Here is a 26,598-nt window from a genome sequence, read left to right as displayed (position 1 = left end):
TCATGGGTAAGCACGTCATCGTCGGTTCCGGCCAGGTCGGGACCCACCTCGCCGTCAAGCTCCGCGACCTTGGCCAGGACGTCACGGTCGTCACCCGCTCGGGCAGCGGCCCGGAGGGCGTCACCAAGGTGGCCGCGGACGTGGCCGACGCCGCCCGGCTGACGAAGGCCGCCAAGGGCGCCGACGCCCTCTACAACTGCGTCAACCCGAAGTACCACCGCTGGCTCACCGACTGGCCGCCGATGTCCGCGGCGTTCCTGGCCGCCGCCGAGTCCACCGGCGCCGTGCTGGCCATCCTGGGCAACCTCTACCCCTACGGCCCCGTCGACGGCCCCATGACCGAGGACCTCCCGCTGGCCTCGCGCAGCCCCAAGGCCATGGTCAGGGCGAAGATGTGGCAGGACGCGCTGGCCCTGCACGAGGCCGGCCGCATCCGGGTGACCGAGGTGCGCGGCTCCGACTTCTTCGGCCCCGGCGCCACCGACCAGTCGTACCTGGGCTCGCGCTTCATCGACCCGCTCAAGGCGGGCAAGACCATCCAGCTCGTCTGGCCGGCCGACGTGCCGCACAGCTGGACCTACCTGCCCGACGTCGCCGACGCGCTCATCACCGCCGCCAACGACGAGCGGGCCTGGGGCAGGGCCTGGCACGTGCCCACGAACGAGCCGATGACCTTCCGGCAGATCGGCGCGGGCATGGCCGCCGTCCTCGGCCGCCCCGCGCCCAAGATGAGCGTGCTGCCGTGGCCGGTCCTTCGGGTCGCCGGGCTGTTCAACCCGTTGATCGGCGAGTTCCGCCACATCCGCTACCAGTTCGTCGCGCCCTTCGTGCTCGACTCCAGCGCCTTCCAGCGCACCTTCGACGTCGCGCCCACGCCGGTCGACGAGGCGCTGAAGGCTAGCCTGGCCGGATGAAGATTGCCATGATCGGCCTGGGCGACATCGCGGAGAAGGCCTATCTCCCCGTGCTGGCCGCCCAGCCCGGCCTCGACCTCCACCTGTGCACCCGCAACGCCGGAACGCTCGACCGCCTGGGCGCGGCGCACCGGATCGCCAAACGTTTCACCACGGTCGAGCAGGTGGTCGAAGCGGGGATCGACGCGGCGTTCGTCCACGCCGCCACCGCCGCCCACCCCAAGATCGTGGACACCCTCCTGCGCGCGGGCGTCCACGTCTACGTGGACAAGCCGATCGCCGACAACCTCGCCGACTGCGAGCGGCTGGTGAGCCTGGCGCGCGCGGCCGGACGCTCGCTGATGGTCGGATTCAACCGCCGGTACGCCCCCGGCTACACCGGCCTGGCCGAGCTGCCCAGGCACCTGGTGATCATGGAGAAGAACCGCGAGAACCACCCCGACGCGCCCCGCCCGGTCATGTTCGACGACTTCATCCACGTCGTGGACACCCTGCGCTTCCTGGTCCCCGGCGAGGTGAGCGGCACCCGCATCCGCACCCGGGTCCGCGACGGCCAGGTCGAGCACGTGATGCTGGAGCTGTCCGGCGACGGCTTCACCGCCATCGGCGTCATGAACCGGCTCAGCGGCGCCTCGGAGGAGAGCTGCGAGGTCATGGGCGACGGCGTCAAGCGCCGCGTGGTCAACCTCGGCGACGTCGTCGACTACACCGGGTCCGGCGAGGTCCTGCGCCGCCGTCCCGACTGGGTGCCGGTCTCACGGCAGCGCGGCGTCGAGCAGATCACGCTGGACTTCCTCGCCGCCGTGCGCGAAGGCCGCGTCCTGGACGCCGGTGACGCGCTGATCAGCCACGCGATCTGCGAGGAGATCGTCAGCCACGCCGCATGACGCGGTCGGCCCTGCTCAGCATGCGGGCGAAGGGCCGCGAGTCCAGCGGTGCCAGCACCGTGAACCCGGCCGGGTCCGACAGCGGGCTGGAGGAGGACACCACGCCCGCCACGGCCCCGCCGTACAGGGCCGGGCCGCCGCTCCCGCCGCCGGACGCGTGACAGTTGTGCGTGACGAGCACTCCCCGGTACGGAGCCGCCTGCCCCAGGCAGTGGTAGAGCCGCGTGCCCGGATAGCGCCGCCCGGCCGGATATCCGAGCAGGTCCAGGGCCCGGCGCCGCGACAGCGTGCCGCGCTCCACGGGCCGCAGCCCGCGCCCGGCCACCGATTCCAGGGTCGAGCGCCCCTTCCCGGCGACGCCGACCAGCGCGAGGTCGTAGGGCAGCCGGGCGGGGGAGTCCGGCCGGTCGCGCCACCCCGAGGGCACCCAGGTGCGCACGGCGGGCCAGACACCCATGGGCGCCCGCCCTCCGTCGTAACCGGGCATGAACACCAATCCGCGCAGCCGCCTGCCCCGGTGGTAGAGGCAGTGCGCCGCGGTCAGGACCAGGCTCCTGCTCCGCGACCTCAAGACGGCGCCGCCGCACATCACGGCCGTCCCGGCCACCGGGTCGTGGCCGATCAGCACACCGGTGTCGGGCCGGGCGCGGCCGGCAGGGGCGTACCCCAGCCGGTCGCCGCCGGGCGTGAGCACGTGGGAGGCGGGGACGGCGTCGAGGGGTGGCTCGGCCGTCGGGTTGAGCAGGGTCATGGACAGCAGCAGCCGGAGCACGCCTCCACTGTAGATCGAAGGTGATCATTACCCTGACCTGCGACACTCGCCTTTCAGCGCGAAGAAAGATACTCCGCGCCGAGAGCGCGCAGCCGGGCGTGGGCGGAGCCGTAGGCGGCCGGATCCTTCAGGTGGGCCTTGGCGACCTTGGCGACCATCGTGTAGTTCGTGTCGCACACGTTGCCGACCGGCGCCTGTCCCGCCTGGCTGATGAGCTGGTAGGCGTCGAGCGTCTCCAGCCCGGTCAGCTCGGCCGACCAGGTGACCAGGTCGTGCTGGCTGACGCGGTAGGCGTCCTCCAGGGGGCGCGCCGAGCCCGTGGACATCAGGTGCAGGTCGTCCTCCATGCGCGGCCACGGTGTGCCCACGCCCTTGATCAGGTCCACCGCGACGACGGTGTTCATCGCGGCCTCCAGCGCGGTGCCGCACACCTCGCCGTGTCCCTGGCGGCCGTGCCCGTCGCCGATGGCGAACAGCCCGCCCTCGACGTTGACGCCCAGGTAGACGGTGACGCCGGCGCGCAGCTCCGGGGTGTCCATGTTGCCGCCGTGGGCGTCGGGCGTGATCGTCATCTTGACCTCACCGGCCGCCGGGGCGACGCCGACGGTGCCGTGCATGGGGTCCAGGGGCAGCTCGACCGTGAAGTCGCTCTTCCTGGCCCGGTAGACGGCCACGCCGCGTTCCAGGTCCAGGTCGTAGCGCCAGACCCGCTCCTCCAGCGCCGGGTGCAGCATCGCGGTGGTGTGGGTGGCCGTCAGCGCCCCGAAGTGCGGGAACGTCGTGGACATCGCCCAGTCGCGGGCCGGGGTGATCGAGACGAAGTGCAGCGCGATCGTGTCGCCGGGCTCGGCGCCCGTCACGTGGAAGGGGCCGGTCACCGGGTTGAGATAGGGGAACTCGCACACCTGTGACGGCAGGTCGTCCACGGTCCGCACCCGGCCGCCGAAGCAGTCCTCGGTGTAGAGCTCCAGGATCGTGCCGGGCCGTACCTCGCCGACCGGGGCGCGACCGCCGAAGGTGTAGCTCAGCTCATCCGGCTCGGGGCGGTAGGGGTGGATGTTCACACGACCTCTTTCGGCAGGCGCGGGCGGCGGCCCACGACGTAGGTGACGGCCAGGACCACCAGGCCCAGCCCGAGCCAGGCGAACCCCAGCCGCTGCGCGGCCACGTTCGCGTTGACCACGACGAAGACCAGGATCGCGAATCCCAGCAACGGGACCAGGAGGTGGGCGATCAGGTTGGAACTGCGCTGCCGTAGCAGGTAGTGGACCACGACGGCGACGTGCAGCAGCAGGAAGGCGGTCATCGCGCCGAAGTTGACCAGCGAGCTCATCAGCGGGATGCCGTCCTCGCGGGTGCTCATGTAGACGCCCAGCGCCAGCGAGAGCGCGGCGACCGCGAGCGTGGCGTTGACCGGGACCTTGTGGCGGGGGTGCACGCGCGACAGGAACGCGGGCAGCTGCCGGTCGCGGGCCATCGCGAACAGCAGCCGGGACGTGGCCGCCTGGGCGACGAGCGAGTTGGCGAAGCCCCAGGCGATCGCGGTGGCGACGGCGGTGAGCGTGGCCAGCCAGGGGCCGCCGGCGAAGGCCGCGGTGTCGTAGAAGGCGCTGCCGGCCGCGTCGCCCTTCTCCAGCAGTGTGGCCCGGTTGGGCGTGAGCAGGGCCGCCACCCAGGTCTGGGCCACGAACAGCACGGCCGCCAGCGCGAGCGCGGCCACCATGGAACGGCCCAGCCGCCTGCCGTCCTCGCGGCTCTCCTCGGCCAGCGTCGAGATGCCGTCGAAGCCGAGGAAGGACAGCACCGCCACCGACGCGGCCCCGAACACCAGCGGCAGGGTGAACGTCGAGGAGTCGAAGAGCGGGGTCAGCGCGCCCGTCTGCGCCTTGCCCTGGGCCAGCGCGACCACGCCGACCACGAGGAAGATCGCGAGCACGATCAGCTCGGCGACCAGCATGATCCGGGTGATGCGCACGGTCATCTGGATGCCCAGGTAGTTGACCACGGTGTTGAGCGCCACGAAGACCACCACCCATCCCCATACCGGGACGACGGGCACGAAGGAGTTCATGGCCACACCGGCGACCAGGTACAGCAGGCCGGGCACGAGCAGGTAGTCGAGCAGGATCGCCCATCCGGCGATGAACCCCACGGGGGCGGCGATGCCGCGGCCGGCGTAGGTGTAGACCGATCCGGCCATCGGGAAGGCCCGCGCCATCTGGGCGTACGACAGCGCCGTGAACGCCATCGCGACCATGCCGACGACATAGGCCAGGGCGACCATGCCGCCGGAGGCGGAGAAGACGCTGCCGAAGATGCCGAACGGCGCGATCGGCACCATGAAGATGAGCCCGTAGATCATCAGATCCGCGAAGCCCAGGGATCGCTGGAGCTCTTGGCGGTAGCCGAACTGCTCCACGGTGGTGGGGGGTGTGGGCATGTTGCCGGGTCCTCTCATGGAGCCCCTGTAGGGGCTTGATGATCGCGAGTATCTACCGGCTGCGCGCCCACGCGAAAGGGGCAATTCTGGACTTATGGGGCTTGTGGGCCGACGCGCCACGGCGTCCGGCCGCCTGGCATCAGGGCCGGGCCGGGCATAGCGTGGCCGGTATGGCAGTCGACTTGAACCACACGATTGTGCAGAGCCGGAACAAGCGTGCCTCCGCCGAGTTCCTGGGCAGGATCCTCGGCCTCCCGGTGGGCAAGGACTGGGGGCCGTTCACGCCGCTGGAGACCTCCAACGGCGTCACGCTCGACTACATGGAAGCCACGTCGATCCAGCCGAACCACTACTGCTTCATCGTCAGTGAGCCGGAGTTCGACGAGATCTTCGCGCGCATCGAGGAGGCGGGCGTGGAGTTCTGGGCCGACCCGGGCCACCACACCCCCGGCGAGATCAACCACCTGTACGGCGGGCGCGGCGTCTACTTCGACGACCCCGACGGCCACAACATGGAGGTCATCACCGCGCCCTACGCCTGATCCCTACAGCCAGTAGTTGTCATGGCGCAGGTAGAACGCGGCACGCTCCTCGTCGGTCATGTCCCCCGACTCCACCAGGCCCTCGAAGTACCCCTCGCGGGGCGCGCCCGGGGAGAAGTGCAGGAGCATCTCGGCGGGTTCGCCGGACTCGTTCCTGAAGCCGTGGATGCCCCCGGCCGGGACGTGGACCCAGTCGCCCGGCTCGGTCTCCAGCCACTGGTCGCCGTTGAAGATGCGGATCGTGCCGCGCAGCACGTAGAACGACTCCGTGATCGTCTTGTGGAAGTGGGGGCCCGGCCCGCTGGGCGTCGGTCCCATGACCCAGCGGTACAGGCCGAACAGGCCGCCGGTCGAGGCGCCGGTGGCGATGTAGTGGACCTCGTTCCCGTTGGGGTAGACGAGTTCGGGCGCGTGGCCCGCCGGCCGGTGCAGGGCGCTCTTCTCGCCCTGGTCACCGTGGTAGATCGGATCCGGGTAGGTCATGGTCAGAGCGTACGGGCTAGCTCTTCTTCTTGGCCGACTCGCCCCACATGAACAGACCGGCCCCCACCAGCGCGATGCCCAGGTAGCCCCAGTTCGGGACCTCGGCGACGCGGTGCAGCAGTCCCCACTTGGAGTCGAAGAACGTGAGGCCGACGAAGCCGGCCACCCCTTGGATGAGGAGGATGACCCCCACGATTGCTCTCATGGGGCCCAGACTCGCAGCCGCCCCGGGACCGGAACATCGGTCCCAGGGCGGTCGCGCCACCTACTTAAGTCGTGCTCACGGGTAGAGGCCGCGCATCTGGTGCGCCTCCGCCACCCGGCCCACGCCGATGACGTGGGCGGCCTGGCGCAGCGTCAGGCTCTTCTCCGCGGCCAGCGACTTCACCTCGCCGTACGCGCTCTGCATCAGGTCGCGCAGCTTCATCTCAACCTCGGCGGCGCTCCAGGAGAAGGCCTGCATGTTCTGCACCCACTCCAGGTACGACACGATCACACCGCCCGCGTTGGCCAGGATGTCCGGCACGACGGTGGTGCCGGAGGCGGCGAGGATCTCGTCGGCCTCCGGGGTGGTCGGGCCGTTGGCCCCCTCGACGATGAGGCGGGCACGGACCCTGGGAGCGTTCTCCTCGGTGATCACGCCTTCCAGCGCCGCCGGGATCAGCAGGTCCACGTCCAGCTCGAACAGGTCGGCGTGGCTCATGGCATCGGCGTGGCGGTAGCCGTACACGCTGCCGGTCTCGGCGCTGTGGGCGCACAGGTCGGCGATGTCCAGGCCGGACGGCGAGTAGATCGCGCCGCGCACGTCGGAGACCGCCACGACCTTGCAGCCCACGTCGGCGAGGTACTGCGCGGCCAGCGCGCCCACCTTGCCGAAGCCCTGCACGGCCACGCTCACACCCTCGGGCGAGCGGCCGAGCGCGGCAAGGGCCGCGATCTGCACGCCGCGCGAGGTCGCCCCGGCACGGCCCAGGGAACCGCCGAGCGTCATCGGCTTGCCGGTGACGACGCCGGGCACCGAGTATCCGGCGTTGACGCTGTAGGTGTCCATGATCCACGCCATGGTCTGCTCGTCGGTGCCGACGTCGGGGGCGGGGATGTCCTTCTCCGGGCCGATGAGCGGCAAAATCTCGTTGACGTAGCGGCGGGTGAGCCGCTCCAGTTCGCGGGTGGTCAGCGCGGCCGGGTCGACGGAGACGCCGCCCTTGGCGCCGCCGTACGGGATGCCGACCAGCGCGCACTTCCACGTCATCCACATCGCCAGCGCCGTGACCTCGTGGATGTCGGTGCTGGGATGAAAGCGGATGCCGCCCTTGGCGGGGCCGCGCGATACGTTGTGCTGGACACGGAAGCCCTGGACCACGTCCATGCGGCCGTCCTCGCGGCGGACCGGCACGGAGACGGTCAGCGAACGGCGTGGCGTGGCCAGCATCGTGCGCAGCCCGTCGTCGAGACCGAGGTGCCCGGCCGCGTGGCCGAGCTGGTGGAGAGCGGAGTCGAGAGCCTGTTGTCCAGGGGTGATCAGGGCCGGCGTCTTTGACGGCACCATGATGCTCATGGAAGAAAATCCTCCTGTTATGTACGCCCAAATCAGTGGATTAAGCGCCGTTGCTCGATCCATTTGGACGTTCTTGTCGTGATCAGCCTATATCGAGTGGTTTCGAATTGTGTAGGGATTCTGTCCAGATTCGTAGCCGATCCCTTGTGGACAAATCCAAGCGTGTGATCGTCGCTCAGGGAACGTGCCACACTGGCAGGCTGGGTAGAAGCTCTTCGCCGAACTGTCACATGAGGGGGTGGGATGCCCGGGTTGGTGATCGGTCCCATGCTGCGCTACGTCGATGAGACCAGCGCGTCCATATGGGTGGAAACCGACGAGCCTTGCCAGGTCACGGTCTCGACACGCGACGGGGAGCACTCCTCGCCGACGTTCACCGTGCACGGCCACCACTACGCCATCGTCGATCTCACCGAGCTGACACGGGACGTGCCGGACTACCGGGTCGAGCTGGACGGCACCTCCGTCTGGCCGCTGGAGGGCCGCGCGCCCAGCCGGATCCGGTTGATTCCGCCCGAGGGGCCGCGCCGGCTGACGTTCGGCTCCTGCCGTACCAGCGTTCCCCATGACGCGGCGCACGTGCGCACGCACGGCCCCGACGTGCTGCGCGCCTACGGCGACCACCTCGAGACCGCCGACGACCCCGACTGGCCCGACCTGCTGCTGCTTCTGGGCGACCAGGTCTACGCCGATAACCCCTCGCCCGAGATGCTCGACTACATCCGCGCCCGGCGAACCACCGAGCCGCAGGACGAGATCGCCGACTTCGAGGAGTACGCCGAGCTCTACCGGCTGGCCTGGACCGAACCGGAGCTCCGCTGGCTCCTGTCCACGGTGCCGACCGCCATGATCTTCGACGACCACGACGTGCGCGACGACTGGAACACCTCCCAGACCTGGCGCGAGACCATGGCCGAAGTGCCCTGGTGGAAGCACCGGGTGATCTCCGGGCTCGGCGCGTACTGGGTCTACCAGCACCTGGGCAACCTTTCTCCGGCGGAGCGGGCATCCGATCCGCTGCTGCAGGACCTCCTGAAGGGCGCGGGCTCCGAACGCCTGGACGCCTTCGCCGAGCAGGCCGACGCCGAGCCGAGCAGCAACCGGTGGAGCTACGCCCGCGACCTCGGCCACACCCGGCTGCTCATCGTCGACACCCGCTGCGCCCGCCAGCTCACGCCCGGCGACCGGCGCATGCTCGACGACGTCGAGTGGGCCTGGCTGGAGGAGCAGGTCGCGCTCCCGGCCGAGCGGCTGATCATCGGGTCGTCGATCCCGTTCATGCTGCCCGAGGGCGTGCACTCCGTACAGAACTGGAACGAGGCGCTGTGCGACGGCAAGTGGGGCAAGGTGGTCGCGCGGCTCTCGGAGGTGTTCCGGCAGGCGTTCGACCTGGAGCATTGGGCGGCGTTCCGGCGTTCGTTCGACGCGCTGGCCAAGCTCCTGCTGAAGACCGGCGTGCCGGTGATGATCCTGTCCGGTGACGTCCACTACTCCTACGTCGCCAAGTCCCGCAACATCACCCAGCTGGTCTGCTCGCCCATCCGCAACCCGCTGAGCAGGCTGCTGCGGCTGGCCAACGTGTTCACGCAGTTCGGCATCGCCACGTTGATCGGGGGGACGCTGGCCAAGCTCGCCCGCATCCCGCGCCCGCCGATCCGGTGGCGGGTGACACACGGTCCGTGGTTCCAGAACGCGCTGGCCGTACTGACCTTTCCGAACTCGGTCACCTGGTACGAGGCAACGGACAACACGGTCAAACCCATCGACACTGTACATCTAACATGAAAACCATTACCGTTCAGGGCTTGTGACTCTGGACGCCTACACCCGCACCGCACCCTTCTACGACCTGTGGCACGAGGACGGCCACGTCCCCGAGATCAGGAAGCTCCTGCCGCCCCTCCTCGACGGCGTCACCGGCGGCGTCCTGGAGATCGGCGCCGGAACCGGCCTCATCACCCAGGTCATCGGCGACACCGTGCCCGGCGAGATCTTCGCGGTCGAGCCGTCGCTCGGCATGCGCGCCATCCTGCTCTCCCGCCTGTCCGACCGGCCCTCCCTGCGTGCGCGGGTCACCGTCCTGCCCTGCGGAGCGCTCGACGCCGACCTCGACGAGCCCGTCGAGGCCGCCGTAATGATCTCCGTCCTGTACGGCTTCGCGCCCACGGAGCGCCCGAAGCTGTGGGAGACGCTGGCCAGGCAGCTCCGCTCCGGAGGTCGCCTGATCTTCAACTGGCGGCAGCGGCCCGTGGGTGTGCCCGGTCCGCCGGAGGTCATGGGGTCGTACCGGGTGGGGCGGCACACCTACGAGATCATCGGGCAGGTCGTGTCGGCCACGCCCGAGATGGCCACCTCGCGCTTCTCCTACCGGGTGCTGCAGCGGGGGGTCGTCATCAGCGAGGACGTCGTGGAGAGCGACGGCTACCGGCCCTCCCTGGAGGAACTGACCGCCGAGCTCACGGCGGCCGGCTTCACCCGCGGCACCGCCCCCGACGGCCTCCTCACCTGGCACCACTCCTAACCCTCCCCGGGCTCCCCAAGTCCGGGGAGCCCGGATCCCGGGGTGCCCGTGTCCCCGCGACGCCCGCACCCCCGCATCGCGGATCCCCGTTTCCCCAGGCTTCCCGCCCTCAGCGGCTTCCGCGCTCGCGCTCGCTCGGCACCCCGGGGCTCGGGCTCCCGAGGCTCTCCAGGCTCGCCCTGCCTGGCTCCCCGGTTCCCTGGTCCCTCGGCTTCCCGGCTGTCCGCGCTTTGACGGCCCGCCTTCGGGTTGCCGTGCCGGGGGGTGCCCACCGGCCGGGGTTGCCTGTGTCCCCGTAGGGCGTTCGGGGCAGTTTCTGGTGTTTCCGTCCGGTCCCCACGAGGGTGGGGGAAGAAAGGTGGAACCGGGGCTCCGGGTGCGGTCAACAACAGGGTGACCGCACACGAGAGGACCGGAACGTGGTGGGTGTTCAAGAACGGCTGGACGACGCGGCGCTGATCGGGCGTTCACTGGGTGACCCCGAGAGCTTCGCCGCGCTGTTCGACCGGCACGCCGAGGAGATCCACCGCTACGCCGCCCGCAGACTGGGCGCCGAGCTCGCCGAGGACGTGACCGGCGAGGTGTTCCTCGTCGCCTTCCGTGCCCGCGCCCGTTACGACCTGGCCCGCCCCGACGCCAGACCCTGGCTGTACGGCATCGCCACCAACGTCGTGGCCCAGCACCGCAGGGCGGAACGCCGCCGCAACCAGGCGATGGCCAAGGTGAGTGCCGACCGCCCGGACGGCTTCGACGAGCGCAGCGCCGACCGGGTCAGCGCCGAACTGCTCCAGCCCAGGCTGGCGAGGGCGCTCACCAAGCTGACCGCGGCGGAACGCGACCTGCTGCTCCTGGTCGCCTGGGCCGACCTCACCTACGAGGACGCGGCCCTGGCACTGGGTGTCCCGGTCGGCACCGTGCGCTCGCGGCTGCATCGGCTGCGGGTGAAGGTGCGCAGGGCTCTCGGCGGTGCCGATCCGTTCGCTGCCGAGGAGGCCCACCGTGGATGACGAGATCAGGATCTTCGCAGAAGGGCGGCCGGCGGCTCCGCCGTACCCGGAAGAGGCTCGGTCGCGGGCGCGGGAGGAGCTGGTACGTGCGGCGCGCGGGGGGCGGGGCGGGTTCAGGCTCCCGCGGCTGGGCTGGCAGTCGGTGGCGGCGTTCGGGGTGACCGTGCTGCTGGTCGGGGGAGTGGCGGGGGCGCTCGCCCGCGGGGAGCCGGGAATGGTGGCCTCGCCGGGCGGGCTCGACGCTCGGCCAGGCCAGTACATCGTGGTCGAGACGCAGGGGACCGAGGAAGGCGTGGTCCAGGCCTGGTTCGGCGCGGAGGGACGCGTGATGAAGCAGGTCAAACGGCAGGTGTGGCTGACGGCGTCGGGGACCGAGGCGGTGTACGTCCGCACCGAGAGGCTGCCGTCCCCGTCATCGCCTGGGCAGGCGACGCCCCCGCCCGAGCAGCCGCGCACCACGTGGCTGCGGCTGGCCGAGTGCCCCGAGTGGCTGCCCATCGTGGCCCCCGACCCGGCGGCGGTGCGGGCGCAGCTCGCCAAGCCGGACGGCGCCTCGAACGGGGACCCGGCCGCCGCCGCCTTCGACCGGGCGCGGGTGATGATCGTCGAGCGGTACCTGACCAAGGAGCAACTGGACACGCTGATCGCGGAGCTCAAGGCGATCCCCGGCGTGCGCGTGGCCGACGGCGTCGCGGACGGGGCCGGCCGCACGGGGATCGGGATCGGGCTCGTGTACGGCGGGGCCCTGCGGCAGCTCATCTTCGACCCCGTGACCAGCCAGTACATGGGCCTGCGCAACACGGTCGTGGACGCGAAGGAGGCGCGGGCGCCCGAGGGCAGCGTGGTCGGGCTGACGGCTCAGCTCGGGATGCGGGTGGTCGACTCGTTGCCCGAGGTGGACGGCCGGGTGATCACCCCGTGCCCGGAGAACAAGGCCACGGGCATGCCCACTCCGCCGCCGCCGGGTGAGGCCACCCCCGCGAACTCGGCGAACCCCACGCTCCCGCCCGAGAACGAGGTGCGCACTCCCACGCCCGCCGCACCGGACCTTGAGGCGAGCCGGGAGCCGACGCCGATCCCGCCGGGAAGCTGATCGCCGCCGCTTTCAGGCGATCCGCGCCCGGACGCGCAGAAGGCGGCTCACCCGGAGGATCACTCCTGGCGAGCCGCCTCCCGAAACCGGGGCGCCTCTGGTGAGGGGCGACCCACAGGGCCGTCCGGGCAGGTCCGACCTCCCCGGCCGCCCTCGGCGAGCGCACCCCCTCTGGTGAGCGCCGCCTGGAGGCAGGGCCGATCTCCCGGAGAGACGTGGTCGTCCGGGAGGCCCGTATCGGGGGTTACTGGAAGGAGGCGATGGCGTCGGCGAGCTGGTCGACGGCCCAGAGGAGGTCCTCCTCGGAGATGACGATCGGCGGAGCCAGGCGGATCGTCGACCCGTGCGTGTCCTTGGCCAGGACGCCGCGGGCCATCAGGGCCTTGGAGACCTCGCGGCCCGTGGCCAGCGACGGGTCGATGTCCACGCCTGCCCACAACCCGCGTCCGCGTACCGTGACGACGCCCTTGCCGATCAGTTCGTTCAGGCGGGCGTGGAGGACCTCGCCGAGCTGGGTGGCCCTGGCCTGGTACTCGCCGGTGTTGAGGATCTCGATGACGGCGTTGCCGACGGCGCAGGCCAGCGGGTTGCCGCCGAACGTGGAGCCGTGCTGGCCCGGCTTGATGACGCCGAGCACGTCCTCGTCGGCCGCGATGGCGCTGACCGGGACGACGCCGCCGCCGAGGGCCTTGCCCATGATGTAGATGTCGGGCACGACGCCTTCGTGGTCGCAGGCGAACGTCTTGCCGGTACGGCCGAGGCCGGACTGGATCTCGTCGGCGATCATGAGAACGTTGTTCTCGGTGCAGATCTCGCGCAGCTGGGTGAGGTAGCCGTCCGGCGGCACCAGGACTCCGGCCTCGCCCTGGATGGGCTCGACGAGCACCGCGACGGTGTTGGCGTCGATGGCCTCGCGGACGGCCTCGGCGGAGCCGTACTTCACGATCTTGAAGCCGGGGGTGTACGGGCCGAAGTTCTCGCGGGCGTCGGGGTCGGTGGAGAAGCTGATGATCGTGGTGGTACGCCCGTGGAAGTTGTCCTCCATCACGATGATGTTGGCCTGCTCCGGTGCGACGCCCTTGACCTCGTAGCCCCACTTGCGGGAGACCTTGATCGCGGTCTCGACCGCCTCGGCGCCGGTGTTCATCGGCAGGATCATGTCCTTGCCGGTCAGGTCGCCCAGGCCGGTGCAGAACGCGGCGAACTGGTCGTGGTAGAAGGCGCGGCTGGTGAGCGTGAGGTTCTGCAGCTGGGCCTGGGCCGCCTCGATGATCTTCGGGTTGCCGTGGCCGAAGTTCAGGCTGGAGTAGCCGGCCAGGAAGTCCAGGTAGCGCTTGCCCTCGACGTCGGTCACCCAGGCGCCGTGCGCCTCGTGGATCACGATGGGAAGCGGGTGGTAGTTGTGCGCGCTGCGCCGCTCGCTGATCTCAATCAGCTCTTGTGTGGTGCTGGTCATTATCTCCCCCTATTACATGTTATGTCCGGGATTTTCTGTTATGCCCGGATTTCGAGCGTGCAGCACTTCGGCCCGCCACCGGCCTTACGCAGCTCGGCCAGCTCGACGGGGATCACTTCGTAACCGCGCCGCTTGAGCTCCAGCTGGAGCTCGCCCGCCTCGGAGTTGATGACGATGTGCTCGCCGTCGCTGACCGCGTTGAGGCCGAGAACCTCGGCATCGGCCGCCGTGGCCAGGACCGCTTCGGGAAACAGCCGCTTCAGCACCTCCTGGCTGCCCTCGGAGAAGGCGCCGGGGTAGTAGGCGACATTGCGTCCGTCGAGTGAGAATAGCGCCGTGTCGAGGTGGTAGAAACGCGGGTCGACCAGCGACAACGAGATCACCGGGCGGCCGAGGAACTCCTGGGCCTCCTGATGCGCCCGTACGTCGGTGCGAAAGCCCGTGCCCGCGAGGACGAACTCGTCGAGCGTCAGGAAATCACCCTCGCCCTCGTTCACGTGCTCGGGGTTCTTCACCTGGTAGCCGCGCTCCTCGAACCAGCGCAGGTAGGCCGGGCCCTCGGGGCCGCGCTGGGGGAAGGCGAACCGCGCGCCGTACACGCGGCCGCCGACCACCGTGGCGCCGTTGGCGGCGAACACCATGTCCGGCAGGCCCTCGACCGGGTCGATCAGGCTGACCTGGTGGCCGAGGCTCTCATAGGCGGCCTTCAACCCTTCCCATTGCCGCACGGCGACTTCGCGATCGGCGCCCGCCTCGGGGTCCATCCAGGGGTTGATCGCGTACTCCACCGTGAAGTGCTCGGGGCGGCACATCAGGAAGTGCTTGGGCATGCGGGTCTCCGTCATCTTCGTCGGGGGATCCCCTCCGGGCCACCAGGGGTATCTCGGGGGACGGAGACAGCCTAAGAATGCATGATTATGCAGGCCAAGCAGCTGATATTGCGCGTTGGCGCGGGTCTGTTGCGAGTCTTACCCGGTGATGGGCGATCCGTTGCGTGCGGTCGGTACGGCGGTGTCCACCAGCCTCGACAGCACGATCGAACTCTTCGTCCGCACCACGAACGGCATGGCCGCGATGCGCTCGATAACCCGCTCCACATGGCCCACGTCGGTCGCACGGATATGCAGAAGGGCGTCGGCCTCGCCGGTGATCGTCGCCGCCGCCACCACCTCGGGAAACCGCGCCACCGCCAGCGCGATGTCGGAGGGTTTCGTCTTGCCCTGGCAGAAGAGCTCCACGTACGCCTCGGTCGTCCACCCCAGGGCCTGCGGGGCCACCACGGCGCTGAAACCCGTGATCGTCCCCGCCTCACGCAACCGATCCACGCGCCGCTTCACCGCCGACGCCGACAGACCCACTTGCTGGCCTATTTCCGCGTATGTCGCCCGAGCGTCCTCCATGAGCGCCCCGATGATGTCGCGGTCCAGCCGATCCAGTTCCACGCGACCTGTATACAGCCTCGCCACCCGCCCGGACCCGCCCGCACCCCCGCGTCGCGGGAACGCTCATCAGGGTTGAGACCGCGGCCACGATCCCCGGCGTGTCACGGCTTTCAGGGTAGAAGCCGCTTTCGGGATGGGTTGGGCGATTAGTGTGGAGATTCCAGGGGCACTCGGGAGACGCGGATGGCGTTCTTGGCGCGGCTGTTCAAGCGGAGCACGGGGCTGGACCAGGAGCGGGAGGACGCTCACCAGCAGGGTGTACGCGACGCCCGTCAGCACGCGCTGCACGAGTTCGTCGACCCCGACTGCCGGCCCGCCTACCTGGGCGAGATACGGGCCATGGCACGCGAGCGGATCGCCCGGCTGGACCGCGAACTGGCCGAGGTACGGACCGCCCTGTTACGGGAGGCGGGCGAGGCGCGGCAGGCCGTACTGCGGATGACCGTGGACTTCGCCCGGCCCGCCCCGCCCAACGGGACGCACGCCGCCAACGGCCGGGGGGACGACGAGTTCATCTCCATCGCCGAGGCCAGGCGGCGGCGGGAGGAACGGCGGCGGGCGGCCGAGGCCAGGGACTCCGCCGAGCGCGTGTTCGGGGCACGGGCCCAGGTGGAACGCCTGGCGCGCGAGTGGGACGGCGCGGTGCTGCGGCGCAACCACGACGTGGAGCAGGTGCACGCGTGGGCCCAGCGGATGATCGCGGCCTACCGGAGCGGCGTGATGCGGGCGCATCCGCGGCGCGAGGAGATCCCGCCGCTGTGGAAGGGCGAGGTGATCGCCATGGACACCGCCGCCCCGCCCGCCGGGAGCGAGGAGATGGGCGGGCTGCTGGAGGAGGTGGAGCGGCGGGTCGAGCTCTGGCAGGCCGAGGTGAACGGGCGGCGCGAGCTGACCACCGCCCAGACCCCAGAACTCAGCGCGCCGGACGAAGAGGCTTCACCCGACGAGAAGGGGGACGCGTGAGGCGGCTGGCGGGGGTCATGGTCGTCGTGCTGGTCGGCGCGGGTGTGAGCGGATGCGCGGCGGACACGCGCGCCCTGTGCGGGACGGTCGTGGACTCCACCTCGTACGCCGAGCCGGCCACGTCCAGGAGCGATGTGTCGGCCAAGCTGCCGGAGTTCACCGGCGGCTGCGACTGGATGGGTTTCGCCGCCGTGACCGGCGCCTCGGAGAGCAGCACGTGCCGCGAGACCCCCGTCAAGATCGCCGCGTCGCCGCAGGAGAACCCGAACGACAACCCGGTGGTCGACGAGCGCATCAGGAAGCACCGCCTGGGCCAGATCCTGCCGAAGGCGCTCAAACTGTTCGACTGCCCGGAGGAGGGCAAGGGCTCGGACGTGATCGGCGCGCTGCGCTACCTGGTCAAGCAGATGAACGCCCAGCGCCGGCCGGACAGCGCGCACCGGATCGCCGTCTTCAGCGACCTGATCAACAACCGCGGCGACCTCGACGTCAACAAGCTCGACCTGACCGACGCCGGCAGGAAACGCAAGATCGAGGAGCTGCGCCAAGCCCGCCTGCTGCCGGACCTGACCGGGTACGAGGTGGTGGTGCACGGCTTCCTGCGCGCCAAGACCTCGAACCCGGACCGCTTCCCGCTGCTGGAGACCTTCTGGCGGGAGGCGTTCGAGGCCTCCGGCGCCGTCTCCTCCGACCTGCTCTAGTCGTTCTGGTCCAGGACGTCCGCGCGCAACTGGGGGAAGACCTTGGAGACCTTGCCGAGCAGGTACTCGCCGTAGGTCCCGGTGAAGGCACGCAGATCCTGCCCGTCCCACCGGGCCCGCCCGCCCTCGGTGTACGGCAGCGGCGGCACCTCGCTGTCCCACCCGGGATCGAAGAAGAAGGGGAAGCTGAGCCGCTCGTTCCCGCTCAGGTTGCGCACCCGGTGCGGCGTCGAGCGGTACAGGCCGCCGGTGAGCTTGTCGAGCATGTCCCCGATGTTGCACACGAACGTGCCCGGGACCGGCGGCGCGGAGATCCAGCCGCCCGGCGTGTGGACCTGGAGCCCGCCGTTGGCGTCCTGGAGCAGCAGCGTGAGCAGCCCGTAGTCGGTGTGCTCGCCGACGCCCCATCCGTCCGCGTCCGGCTTCGACGGCGGATAGTGGAAGATCCGGAACAGGACGGTCGGATCGGCGGTGTACCCGGCGCTGAAGTAGTCGCCGGGCAGGCCCAGGCTGAGCGCGATGCCGCGCATGACGGCCTGGCCGAGCCCGGTCATCGCCTCGATGTAGGCGAGCACCGCCGCACGCAGGTCCGGGACCTGGGCGGGGAACAGGTTCGGCCCGTGCAGGGGCGTGCCGCCGGGCGGCCGCTCGGCGCCGAAGTAGATGCCCTCCTTGAGGTCGGGGCGGCCCGAGGTGAGCTCGCCGCCGACCGGGAAGAAGCCGCGCCAGGCCCGCCCGCCGCGTTCCATGGAGATCTCGTTCTTGACCTCGGCCGGCAGCTCGAAGAACGCGCGCGCCGCCGCGTCCAGCCGCTCGATCAGCGCGGGCGGCACGCCGTGCCCCGTGACGTAGAAGAAGCCGCTGGTACGGCAGGCCGCCCCGATCTGGCCGGGAACGCGGCCGGCCGTACCGGAGAGGAGGGGCTCGATATCGATAACCGGCAATTCGCTCACGCCAGCCATTCTCCGTGAATTTCGGCGATTAGCATCGAAGCAGAAGCTGGAGGGGCGATGCGTTTACGCAAACGGCACAAGGACCTTCCCGACGAGCCCGCGCAGGTCGCACGGATCACTCCCGCGATCGCCTATGACGGGGACCTGTACCACCTGCCCGACTGGCGGCACCGCCGCGCCGAGGAACGCGAGCTGGGCCGCGGCCACGCCGCCGAAGGGCAGATCGACACGCTCACGCTGGAGACCGGCAGCGTCCCGCGCTTCCACGAACTGGAGGACGAACGGCTGGCCGAGCTGGCCCGCGTCGAGGAGTGCGCCGAGCGCGAGACGCAGCAGGCCAGGGCCGAGTTCGAGGCGCAGAAGATCAGGCTGGCCGAGTCGCAGCGCACCTTCTCCGACCTGCGCAAGGCACTCGACGAATCCCAGCGCCACGTCGCCGAGCTGGAGCAGCCCAGCAGGCGCCCCGGCGACGGGCGGCCCAGCTCGATCGCGGTGTCCGGCAACCGCTGGCCGGCGATCCGGCGCTGGCTGCCCGGCGCGCTCCTGCTGCTGCTCCTGCTGATCGTCGAGGTGCCCATCCTCTACCAGGTCATCCTGAACTGGGGTGACAGCGTCGCCATGACCGCCCTGCTCGCCACCGGCGCCGCCTTGATCATGCTGGTCGCGCCGCACATGTACGGCAGGGCGTTCCGCGCCTGGCAGGAGAACGGCAGCCCGGCCCGCGGCCGCTGGCTGCTGGCCGCCGTGGCGCTGGTGTGGCTCGGCCTGATCGTCGCCGTGGCCGTCCTGCGCCGCGACGCCCTGGTCAAGCCGCTGGTCGTGGACGGCCAGGAGATCGGCCCCACCTCCCAGGGCGTCGGCGAACTGCCCACGATGGTGCTGCTGCTCGCGCTGCTGATCGCCACCGCGCTCATCGCCGCCGACCTCGGCCGCCGCATGCACAACCCGAACGACCGGCGGCTGCGCGAACTGCGCGCCAAGCGCGACCACGACGCCGCGGCCTGCGCGCGGGCCCAGGCCGCCTACCAGCACGACGCCGGGTACGCGGAGAGCATCGGCCAGCACCTCCAGGGCGCCGACCGGCGGCGGGCCGGACGCGTCCGCCAGCTCGACAACGGCTTCCACAGCCTGGCCACGGCCTACCTGGGCGGCGTGGTGGAGGGGCTGAAGGACCCGGAGGCGGCCAGCTGGGCCGAGCGCATCATCGCCCGCCGCTGACCGTGCTCCCCCTGACCTCCAGGTGGACGGGCAGGACGCTCGGCGCGACGGGCTGCCCGTCCAGCGCGGACAGCAGCGACCTGGCGAGGGCCAGCGCCAGCTCGGTCACCGGGACGGCGACCGTCGTGAGCGCGGGCATTGTGTGCCGCCCGGCCTCACCGTCCCCGAACCCGGCCACCGCGAGGTCCTCGGGAACCCGCAGGCCCGCCTCCCGCGCCGCCCCGAGCACCTCCAGCGCCAAAGCGTCGGTCACGGCGAAGACCGCGTCGGGGCGCACCGTGCCGGGGCGCACCGCGCCGGATCGCGCTGTGTCGGATCGCGCCATGTCGGGGCGCGCCATGTCGGGGCGCGGCGCTTCGGGGCGTCCGGTGAGCAGCCGTCCGGCGTCGTCGGAGATCTCGGCCCGCGGGAACACCTCCAGGAAGCCGCGCACCCGCTCCCCGGCCGCCGCGCCCGGACCGGTCAGCACGGCGGGGCGGACGCGGCCGAGCTCGCGCAGATGGCGGGCCACCGCCGCGCCGCCGCCCGCGTCGTCGGCGGCCACGACGGGGCCGCCGAGCAGCACCAGCGGTACCTCCGTCCCGGCCAGCCGCTCCGCCAGCGGGTCCTGACGGTCGGGCGGCAGCAGGATCACGCCGTCCACGTGCCGTCCCTCCGCCTGCGCCAGGACACGGCGGTGGCTCTGCTCGGAGTCGGCCAGCATGAGCCGCACCTGGCGGCCGCTCGCCTCCAGGACGCTGGTCACGTACTGGACGACCGCGGAGACCAGGGCGGCGTTGTCGTGGCGCGGCCCGGACAGCACCAGCGCCACCGTGCCGGTGCGCCGCGTGACCAGGCTGCGGGCCGCCTGGTTCGGCACGTAGCCGAGCTCCTCGACCGCCGCCCGGACCCTGGCCCTGACCTCCGGCCGGACGGACGCCTCGCCGTTCACCACGCGCGAGACCGTCGCCCTGGAGACCCCGGCGCGCGCCGCCACGGTCTCCAGCGTCGGCCGGGGCGCGGCGGGCAGGCCGTTGCGGGCGATCACGTCCCGGAACCAGCGCGCGCTGTCCCTCTCGGCGCGCCGCTGGGTGGCGAAGTCGACGTGGACCAGGCCGAACTTGCGCCGGTAGCCGTCGGCCCACTCGAAGTTGTCCAGCAGCGTCCAGGCGAGGAAGCCGCGCAGCCGTACCCCGTCGGAGATCGCGGCGTGGGCGGCGCGCACGTGCGCCTCGATGAACGCGACCCGCTCGGCGTCGCGCTCGCCGTCGCCGAAGTCCGCGCCGTTCTCGGTGACCATGAGGTCGAGCCCGGGATGGTCGGCGGCGAGCCTGCGCAGCAGGACGGTCAGCCCGCTCGGCACGATCGGCCAGCCCATCGCCGTGGCCGGGCCGGGCGTGGCGGCGAACAGCACGCCCTCGCTGCCGGGGAAGGCGGGCTCGCCCGGCTGGCTGGGCTGCGCCTGGACGACGTGCGGCGCGTAGTAGTTGACGCCGAGCACGTCGATCGGCCGCGCGACGAGATCGAGGTCGCCGTCGCGCACGTGATCGAGCCCGGCATGCCGTTCCACCACCTCCAGCAGCTCCGGCGGGTAGGAGCCGCGCAGCATCGGGTCCAGGAACTGGCGGTTGAGCAGCGCGTCGATCCTGGACACCGCCTCGGCGTCCTCGGGCGTCAGCTCCTGGTCCTGGTCGCCGAGCTGGCCCGGCGTGAGCACGGGCGACAGGTTGAGCGCCACGCCGATCCGCCGCGCGCCCGCCTCCCGCAGCGCCCCCGCGCCCAGCCCGTGGGCCAGCAGCATGTGGTGCGCGCTCCTGAACGCCTCGGCCGCCGAGCGCCGCCCCGGCGCGTGTGTGCCGGCCGCGTAGCCGAGGAAGGACGCCACCCACGGCTCGTTGATCGTGAACCAGGTGTCGATCCGGTCACCCAGCCTCTCGTGTACGGCCGCCGCGTAGCCGGCGAACCGCTCGGCGGTGTCGCGATTCGGCCAGCCGCCCCGGTCCTCCAGCGCCTGGGGCAGGTCCCAGTGGTAGAGGGTGGCGTACGGGGCGATTCCCTGGCCGAGCAGCTCGTCGGTCAGCCGTTCGTAGAAGTCGAGCCCGGCGGCGTTGACCTTTCCCGCCCCGTCCGGCAGCACCCTGGACCAGCTCACCGAGAACCGGTAGGCCCGCACCCCGAGCCCCTTCATCAGCCCGACGTCCTCGGAGTGGCGGTGGTAGTGGTCGCACGCCTCGTCGCCGGTGCTCCCGTCGGCGATCCGGCCGGGAGCGTGGGAGAAGGTGTCCCAGATCGACGGCCCCCTGCCGTCCTCGGCCGCCGCGCCCTCGATCTGATAGGCCGACGAGGAGACGCCCCACACGAAGCCATCGGGAAATCGCATGCCCTCATTGTGCCGAGACTGTCGGAGGCGGCGGCTACGGTGTCGGCCATGAGCGACAGCGACACCCCTTGGGAGCCACCCCTCGCCGGCACCGAGACCGAGCACCTGATCGGCGCGCTCGACCGGCTGCGCGCGACGTTCCGGTGGAAGGCCGACGACCTCGACGCGGACCAGTTGCGGACCCGGATCGGCGCCTCCGACCTGACCATCGGCGGTCTGCTCAAGCACCTGGCCCTCGTGGAGGACCACATGTTCACGGCCAAGATGAGGGGCGAGCCCGTCGGCCCGCCGTGGGACACCATCGACCGGAGCGGCGGCGAATGGCAGTTCGCCACTACCGGTCACACCCCAGGGCAGCTCTACGCCCTGTGGGACGGCGCGGTGGAACGTTCCCGAGCGCGGCTCGGGGCGGCCCTGGCCGACGGCGGCCTCGACCAGCTCGCGCACGTCAGCGACGCCGACGGCAACCACGCCAGCCTGCGCAGGCTGGTCTGCGACCTCATCGAGGAGTACGGCAGGCACACCGGGCACGCCGACCTGCTGCGTGAGTCCATCGACGGGCGGGTCGGCGAGGATCCCCCGCCCGGCTGGCGGCCGAAGCCGGGCTGACACGTACCATCGCGGTGACCCGCCGTCGCCACGTGTCGAATCGAGACTCGAATGTCCGGCAGCTCGCACGCGATCGACCTGATCCACACCCGCCAGGACTTCGCCCGCGAGCTGACCGCGTTGCGCGAGCGCGCCGGCCTCACCGTCCGCCAGGTCGCCGCGGCGACGGGGGTGCGCGGCGCGCACAGCACGGTCGGCGACTGGTTCGCCGGCCGCGGGCTGCCCGCGACGGGCTCGCGCGACCTGCTCGACCGCGTCCTGCGGGCGTGCGGGGTCGACGACCCCGCCGAGCTGGAGCGGTGGGTGGAAGCCTGGCGGAGGGTACGCCGCGCCCCCGGCCCCAGACCGGCCGGACCGGAACCGTACCGCGGACTGGCCGGATTCCAGGTCGAGGACGCCGAATGGTTCTTCGGCCGCCGGGCGCTGACCGAGGAGCTGGTGGAGCGCGTGACCCGCGGCCACGGCCCGCACCTGGTGGTCGGGGCGTCGGGCTCGGGCAAGTCCTCGCTGCTGCGCGCCGGGCTCATCCCCGCGCTGGGCGAGCGGCCCGCGCTGCTGTTCACGCCCAGCACGCGCCCGCCCGGCGAGCTGTCCGGGTTCGTGGTCGTGGACCAGTTCGAGGAGGTCTTCACCACGAGCTCACCCGGCGAGGCGCTCATCGCGGAACTGGCCGAGGCGGCGAGCGACGGCGCGACGGTCGTCCTGGGCCTGCGCGCCGACTTCTACGCCCACGCCCTGCGCCACCCGCCGCTGCTGGCCGCGGCCAGGGACGGCCAGTTCGCGGTGGGCCCGATGAGCGAGTCAGAGCTGCGCGAGGCCATTGTCGAACCGGCGCGCAAGGCCCGCGTGGAGCTGGGGGAGGGGCTGGTCGACCTCCTGCTGCGCGAGGTCGCCCCGCGCGCCGGCGCCCACGAGGCGGGGGTGCTGCCGCTGCTGTCGCACGCCCTGTACGCCACCTGGCGGCAGGGCGGCGGACGCCGCCTGACCATCGCCGACTACCGGGCGGTGGGCGGGATCGACGGCGCGGTCGCGGCCAGCGCCACCCAGGTCTACACCTCGCTCAGCGGGCCGCAGCGGGAGCTGGCCAGGCGGCTGTTCGTCGATCTGGTGCACGTGGCCGCCGACACCGCCGACACCCGGCGGCGGGTCGCGACGGAGCGGTTACCCGAGGAGGTGCTCGACCGGTTCGTGGCGCAACGGCTGATCACCGCCGACACCGACTCGGTGGAGATCAGCCACGAGGCGCTGCTGACGGCCTGGCCGCTGCTGCGGCAGTGGCTGGAGGAGGACCGGGCCGGGCTGGTGATCCGCCGTCAGCTCGCCGACGCGGCCGCCGCCTGGGAACGCGAGCACCGCGACCCCGCGCTGCTCTACCGGGGCGCCCGGCTGGCCGCCGCCCGCGAGCTGGCCACGACCCAGCCGGCGGACCGCGCGTTCCTGGACGCCTCGGTCGCCCGCGAGGCCGGTGAGCTGGCCGCCGCCCGCCGCCGGACCCGGCGGCTCCACCGGCTGGTCGCGGGGCTGGCGGCGATGCTGCTGCTCACCGTGGTGGCGACCGTGGTCAGCGTACGCAGCCTGGAGACCGTCAGCGACCAGCGCAACCAGGCGTTGTCCGGCAAGGCCGCCAACGAGGCGGTCGCGCTGCGCGGCACCAACCCCGCGCTGGCCGCGCAGATCGGCCTGGCCGCCTACCGGCTGGCGCCCACGGCGGAGGCCCGGGGGGCGTTGCTCAGCACGTTCGCGACGCCGTACTCGACGCGGATCACCGGGCACACCGGCGCGGTCTACGCGGCCGAGTTCACCCCTGACGGGCGGCTGCTCGCCACCACCGGCACGGACGGCACGGTCCGGTTGTGGGACGTCGGCGCGCGGCACGCGCCACGGCCGCTGGCCGTGCTGCCGGGCTCGGGGGGCCTGCTCGGGGCGGCGATCCGCGGCGACGGGCGGCTGCTGGCCACCGCGGGGCAGGACGGCACCGCGCGGCTGTGGGATCTCACCGACCCCGCCCACCCGGCCGCCCAGGCCACGCTCAGGGGGCACGAAGGCGAGATCCGGCGGGTGGCGTTCAGCCCCGATGGCCGCACGCTGGCCTCGGCCGGCGCCGACCGCACCGTCCGGCTCTGGGACGTCACGACGCCGGACCGGGCCAAGCGGCTGTCGGTGCTGGGCGGGCACGCCGACGGCGTCTCGGCGGCGGTGTTCGCCCCCGGCGGGCGTACCCTCGCCACCACCAGCGGGGACTCGACCGTGCGCCTGTGGGACGTCGCCGACCCGCGCGAGCCCCGGCAGGTGGCCGAGGTCCGGCACACCGACCGGGTGCTGGCCGCCGCCTACAGCCCGGACGGCCGCACGCTGGCGACCGGCGGCTTCGACAACACGCTGCGGCTGTGGGACGTGCGCGACCCCGCGCGGCCGGTCGCGCTCGCGGCCCTCTCCGGGCACGTCAACGGCATCGTCGCGGTGGCCTTCAGCCCCGACGGCCGTACCGTCGCGACGGGCAGCTACGACCTCACCGTGCGCCTGTGGGACATCGCCGAGCCCCGCTTCGCCGCCGTCCCCCTCACGCTGACCGGGCACACCGACACCGTCTACGCGGTCGCCTTCAGCCCCGACGGCCGCACGCTGGCCAGCGGCGGCCGCGACACCACCGCCCGGCTGTGGGAGGTCAAGGGCCCGGTCCTGTACGGCCACAGCGGCCCGATCCACTCAGCGGTGCCCGGCGCGGGCGGGCGGCTGCTCGTGGCCAACAGCTACCGCCGCGCGCACCTGTGGGACCTGTCCGACCCCGGCCGGCCGGCGGCGCTGGCGACGCTGAAGGAGCACACCGACAACGTCCTCACCGCCGCCTTCACCCCCGATGGCGGACGGCTGGTCACCGTCTCCCTCGACCGCACCGCCCGCCTGTGGGACGTGCGCGACCCTCTCCGCCCGGTGCGGCTGGGCATGGTGAGCGCGCCGGCCAACACGTTCACGCTGGCGCTGCGCCCCGACGCCCGGGTTCTGGCGGTGGGCGAGGACGGCGGCGTCGTGCGCGTGTGGGACCTGTCCGACCCGCGCAGGCCGGTCGAGACCCGCGTCCTGCGCGCGCACACCGATCGGGTGCTGGGCCTGGCCTTCAGGTCCGACGGGCGGGTGCTGGCCAGCGCGGGCGCCGACCGCACGGTGCGGCTGTGGGAGCTGTCCGATCCGCGCCGCCCGGTCGCGCTGTCGACGATCAGCGCGCACGCCAACAGCGTGGCCGCCGTCGCGTTCGCCCCCTCCGGTGACGTGCTGGCCAGCGCGGGCTACGACCACACCGCCCGCCTCTGGGACCTGTCCGACCCGCGCGGCCCGCGGGCGCTGTCGGTCCTGGCGGGACACAGCAACAGCGTCAACGGGCTGGCCTTCAGCCCTGACGGCCGCACGCTCGTGACGGCGGGCTTCGACGGTACGGCCCGCGTCTGGGACATCACGCGCCCCCGCAGCCCCGGCCCGCCCGTGCCGCTGGTGGGCCACACCGACCGGGTGAACTCCGTCGCCTTCGGACCTGGCGGCGCGACCCTGGTCACCGGCAGCAGCGACAGCACGGCCAGGTTGTGGGACATGGACCCGGAACGGGTCGCGCGGCGGCTCTGCGCGCTGGCGACGCCGCGGATCACCGCCGCCGAGTGGCAGCGCCACTTCCCCGGCCTGGCCTTCGAACCACCCTGCCGTCCGATGTCCTAGATCACACCTGATTTTGACAACCATTTTCATTTTGCCGCATAATGACTCCCATGATGTCAGGACATTTCCGGGTGCGCGCTGTGGGTTTGCTCGCGGGTGCCGGACTCCTCGCCACCGCCGCCTGCGGTTCGGGCACCGCCGAGACCGCCTCCGCCGGTGACAAGCCCCGCGTGGTCGCGGCCTTCTATCCCCTGCAGTGGCTGGCCGAGCGCGTCGGCGGTGCTGACATCGACGTGTCCGTGCTCACCGCCCCCGGCGTCGAGCCGCACGACCTCGAGCTGGGCGCCCAGCAGATCGCCGACCTGGAGGACGCCACCCTGTCCGTCTACATCAAGGGCATCCAGCCGGCCGTGGACGACGCGCTCGGGCAGCAGGGCGACCGGGCCTTCGACGCGGCCACCGCCGTGAAGACGCTGCCCGCCCCCGAACACGCCGGGGAAGAAGAGGCGCACGAGCACGAGGTCTCCTACGACCCGCACCTGTGGCTGGACCCGTTCAGGCTCGCCACCGTCGCGGGGAAACTGGGCGAGCGCATGGCCCAGGCCGATCCGGCGCACGCCCAGGCGTACAAGGACCGCGCCGCCAAGACGGCCGCCGACCTCACCGCGCTCGACCAGGAGATGGCCAAGGGCCTGACCAACTGCACCAGCAAGACCATGGTGACCAGCCACGAGGCGTTCGGCTACCTCGCCGACCGCTACAAGCTCAAGCAGGTCGGCATCACCCTCGACCCCGAGAGCGAGCCGTCGCCCGCCCGCATCGCCGAGGTCGCCAAGCTCGCCAACGCCGAGAAGGTGACCACCATCTTCACCGAGGCCCTGGTCAGCCCGAAGGTCGCCGAGGTGCTGGCCCAGGAGGTTCACGCCAAGACCGCGGTACTCGACCCGCTGGAGGGCAAGCCGGGCAACGGCGACTACCTTTCCCAGATGCGGCAGAACCTCAAGACACTCCAGACCGCCCTGGGCTGCGCGTGAA

General features: G+C 71.7%; 24 protein-coding genes. 13 read left to right on the top strand and 11 right to left on the bottom strand.

The window, feature by feature from the left end; genetic code table 11:
* Positions 1–2: 2 nt before the first annotated feature.
* Complete coding sequence (locus ACIBKY_RS18735; protein WP_397097910.1) at positions 3–914, top strand: NAD-dependent epimerase/dehydratase family protein; 912 nt, start codon at positions 3–5, stop codon at positions 912–914.
* Positions 911–1,801, top strand: coding sequence for a Gfo/Idh/MocA family protein (locus ACIBKY_RS18730; protein ID WP_397097909.1), 891 nt, complete (start codon positions 911–913; stop codon positions 1,799–1,801). The genes ACIBKY_RS18735 and ACIBKY_RS18730 overlap by 4 nt, the downstream gene beginning before the upstream one ends.
* Here ACIBKY_RS18730 and ACIBKY_RS18725 read toward each other — a convergent pair.
* Genes ACIBKY_RS18725 through ACIBKY_RS18715 form a run of 3 tightly spaced genes read right to left on the bottom strand, consistent with a single transcriptional unit; the run spans position 1,785 to position 5,013 of the window.
* Entirely contained in the window at positions 1,785–2,573 is a 789-nt protein-coding gene (locus ACIBKY_RS18725; protein WP_397097908.1) for a trypsin-like serine peptidase, read from the bottom strand. The two genes, ACIBKY_RS18730 and ACIBKY_RS18725, sit on opposite strands and share 17 nt — an antisense overlap.
* 53 nt (positions 2,574–2,626) lie before the next feature.
* Positions 2,627–3,637 carry an acetamidase/formamidase family protein gene (locus ACIBKY_RS18720; protein ID WP_397097907.1) on the bottom strand — a complete coding sequence of 337 codons (1,011 nt, stop codon included), beginning with the start codon at positions 3,635–3,637 and terminating at the stop codon, positions 2,627–2,629.
* Positions 3,634–5,013, bottom strand: a complete 1,380-nt coding sequence (locus ACIBKY_RS18715) for an APC family permease (RefSeq protein ID WP_397097906.1) — start codon at positions 5,011–5,013, stop codon at positions 3,634–3,636. The genes ACIBKY_RS18720 and ACIBKY_RS18715 overlap by 4 nt, the downstream gene beginning before the upstream one ends.
* Before the next feature lie 170 nt (positions 5,014–5,183).
* Between ACIBKY_RS18715 and ACIBKY_RS18710 the strand changes: the two genes are divergently transcribed.
* Entirely contained in the window at positions 5,184–5,555 is a 372-nt protein-coding gene (locus tag ACIBKY_RS18710; protein WP_397097905.1) for a VOC family protein, read from the top strand.
* A 3-nt stretch (positions 5,556–5,558) separates the two neighbouring features.
* Here ACIBKY_RS18710 and ACIBKY_RS18705 read toward each other — a convergent pair whose 3' ends face one another.
* From ACIBKY_RS18705 to ACIBKY_RS18695, 3 genes are all read right to left on the bottom strand, one after another.
* A complete protein-coding gene (locus ACIBKY_RS18705) occupies positions 5,559–6,038 on the bottom strand; it encodes a cupin domain-containing protein (protein ID WP_379616704.1) in 480 nt (159 codons plus the stop codon).
* A 16-nt stretch (positions 6,039–6,054) separates the two neighbouring features.
* Positions 6,055–6,243, bottom strand: a complete 189-nt coding sequence (locus tag ACIBKY_RS18700; protein ID WP_397097904.1) for a hypothetical protein — start codon at positions 6,241–6,243, stop codon at positions 6,055–6,057.
* Positions 6,244–6,318: 75 nt separating this feature from the next.
* A complete protein-coding gene (locus ACIBKY_RS18695) occupies positions 6,319–7,596 on the bottom strand; it encodes a Glu/Leu/Phe/Val dehydrogenase (protein WP_397097903.1) in 1,278 nt (425 codons plus the stop codon).
* A 243-nt stretch (positions 7,597–7,839) separates the two neighbouring features.
* Between ACIBKY_RS18695 and ACIBKY_RS18690 the strand changes: the two genes are divergently transcribed.
* From ACIBKY_RS18690 to ACIBKY_RS18675, 4 genes are all read left to right on the top strand, one after another.
* On the top strand, positions 7,840–9,381 hold the full coding sequence (locus tag ACIBKY_RS18690) for an alkaline phosphatase D family protein (protein WP_397097902.1): 1,542 nt from the start codon (positions 7,840–7,842) through the stop codon (positions 9,379–9,381).
* Positions 9,382–9,403: 22 nt separating this feature from the next.
* On the top strand, positions 9,404–10,117 hold the full coding sequence (locus ACIBKY_RS18685) for a class I SAM-dependent methyltransferase (protein WP_397097901.1): 714 nt from the start codon (positions 9,404–9,406) through the stop codon (positions 10,115–10,117).
* A gap of 419 nt (positions 10,118–10,536) precedes the next feature.
* A complete protein-coding gene (locus ACIBKY_RS18680; RefSeq protein ID WP_397097900.1) occupies positions 10,537–11,124 on the top strand; it encodes an RNA polymerase sigma factor in 588 nt (195 codons plus the stop codon).
* Entirely contained in the window at positions 11,117–12,217 is a 1,101-nt protein-coding gene (locus tag ACIBKY_RS18675; RefSeq protein WP_397097899.1) for a hypothetical protein, read from the top strand. Before ACIBKY_RS18680 ends, ACIBKY_RS18675 begins: the two co-directional genes overlap by 8 nt.
* Before the next feature lie 244 nt (positions 12,218–12,461).
* Here the strand turns inward: ACIBKY_RS18675 and rocD are convergent, their stop codons facing one another.
* The 3 genes from rocD to ACIBKY_RS18660 form a co-directional block, all read right to left on the bottom strand.
* Positions 12,462–13,673, bottom strand: a complete 1,212-nt coding sequence (gene rocD, locus ACIBKY_RS18670; RefSeq protein ID WP_397097898.1) for an ornithine--oxo-acid transaminase — start codon at positions 13,671–13,673, stop codon at positions 12,462–12,464.
* Positions 13,674–13,711: 38 nt separating this feature from the next.
* Positions 13,712–14,503 (bottom strand): dimethylargininase, encoded by a 792-nt coding sequence (gene ddaH, locus ACIBKY_RS18665; protein WP_397097897.1) that lies wholly within the window; start codon positions 14,501–14,503, stop codon positions 13,712–13,714.
* A 138-nt stretch (positions 14,504–14,641) separates the two neighbouring features.
* On the bottom strand, positions 14,642–15,115 hold the full coding sequence (locus tag ACIBKY_RS18660) for an Lrp/AsnC family transcriptional regulator (RefSeq protein WP_184966517.1): 474 nt from the start codon (positions 15,113–15,115) through the stop codon (positions 14,642–14,644).
* A 183-nt stretch (positions 15,116–15,298) separates the two neighbouring features.
* Here ACIBKY_RS18660 and ACIBKY_RS18655 point away from each other — a divergent pair, with 183 nt between their 5' ends.
* Positions 15,299–16,078 (top strand): hypothetical protein, encoded by a 780-nt coding sequence (locus ACIBKY_RS18655; RefSeq protein ID WP_397097896.1) that lies wholly within the window; start codon positions 15,299–15,301, stop codon positions 16,076–16,078.
* Positions 16,075–16,779 carry a hypothetical protein gene (locus ACIBKY_RS18650; RefSeq protein WP_397097895.1) on the top strand — a complete coding sequence of 235 codons (705 nt, stop codon included), beginning with the start codon at positions 16,075–16,077 and terminating at the stop codon, positions 16,777–16,779. Before ACIBKY_RS18655 ends, ACIBKY_RS18650 begins: the two co-directional genes overlap by 4 nt.
* On the opposite strand, the gene ACIBKY_RS18645 is transcribed toward ACIBKY_RS18650, so the two are convergent.
* The gene (locus ACIBKY_RS18645) at positions 16,776–17,732 is read right to left on the bottom strand and encodes an isopenicillin N synthase family dioxygenase (protein WP_397097894.1); all 957 of its coding nucleotides are present in this window, start codon (positions 17,730–17,732) and stop codon (positions 16,776–16,778) included. The two genes, ACIBKY_RS18650 and ACIBKY_RS18645, sit on opposite strands and share 4 nt — an antisense overlap.
* A gap of 57 nt (positions 17,733–17,789) precedes the next feature.
* Between ACIBKY_RS18645 and ACIBKY_RS18640 the strand changes: the two genes are divergently transcribed.
* A complete protein-coding gene (locus ACIBKY_RS18640; protein ID WP_397097893.1) occupies positions 17,790–18,950 on the top strand; it encodes a hypothetical protein in 1,161 nt (386 codons plus the stop codon).
* On the opposite strand, the gene ACIBKY_RS18635 is transcribed toward ACIBKY_RS18640, so the two are convergent.
* Positions 18,934–21,309: a GH1 family beta-glucosidase gene (locus ACIBKY_RS18635; protein ID WP_397097892.1), complete on the bottom strand. Its 2,376-nt coding sequence runs from the start codon at positions 21,307–21,309 to the stop codon at positions 18,934–18,936. The genes ACIBKY_RS18640 and ACIBKY_RS18635 overlap by 17 nt on opposite strands.
* A 48-nt stretch (positions 21,310–21,357) precedes the next feature.
* Between ACIBKY_RS18635 and ACIBKY_RS18630 the strand changes: the two genes are divergently transcribed.
* From ACIBKY_RS18630 to ACIBKY_RS18620, 3 genes are read left to right on the top strand one after another with little or no spacing between them, the layout of a single operon-like run.
* On the top strand, positions 21,358–21,918 hold the full coding sequence (locus ACIBKY_RS18630; protein ID WP_397097891.1) for a DinB family protein: 561 nt from the start codon (positions 21,358–21,360) through the stop codon (positions 21,916–21,918).
* Between the two features lie 51 nt (positions 21,919–21,969).
* Positions 21,970–25,623 (top strand): helix-turn-helix domain-containing protein, encoded by a 3,654-nt coding sequence (locus ACIBKY_RS18625; protein WP_397097890.1) that lies wholly within the window; start codon positions 21,970–21,972, stop codon positions 25,621–25,623.
* A 50-nt stretch (positions 25,624–25,673) separates the two neighbouring features.
* A complete protein-coding gene (locus ACIBKY_RS18620; RefSeq protein ID WP_397097889.1) occupies positions 25,674–26,597 on the top strand; it encodes a metal ABC transporter substrate-binding protein in 924 nt (307 codons plus the stop codon).
* Position 26,598: the final 1 nt, after the last annotated feature.

The sequence above is a fragment of the Nonomuraea sp. NPDC050394 genome (assembly GCF_044459065.1).
GTDB lineage: Bacteria > Actinomycetota > Actinomycetes > Streptosporangiales > Streptosporangiaceae > Nonomuraea.
This window is presented reverse-complemented; position numbering and strand designations above follow the sequence as displayed.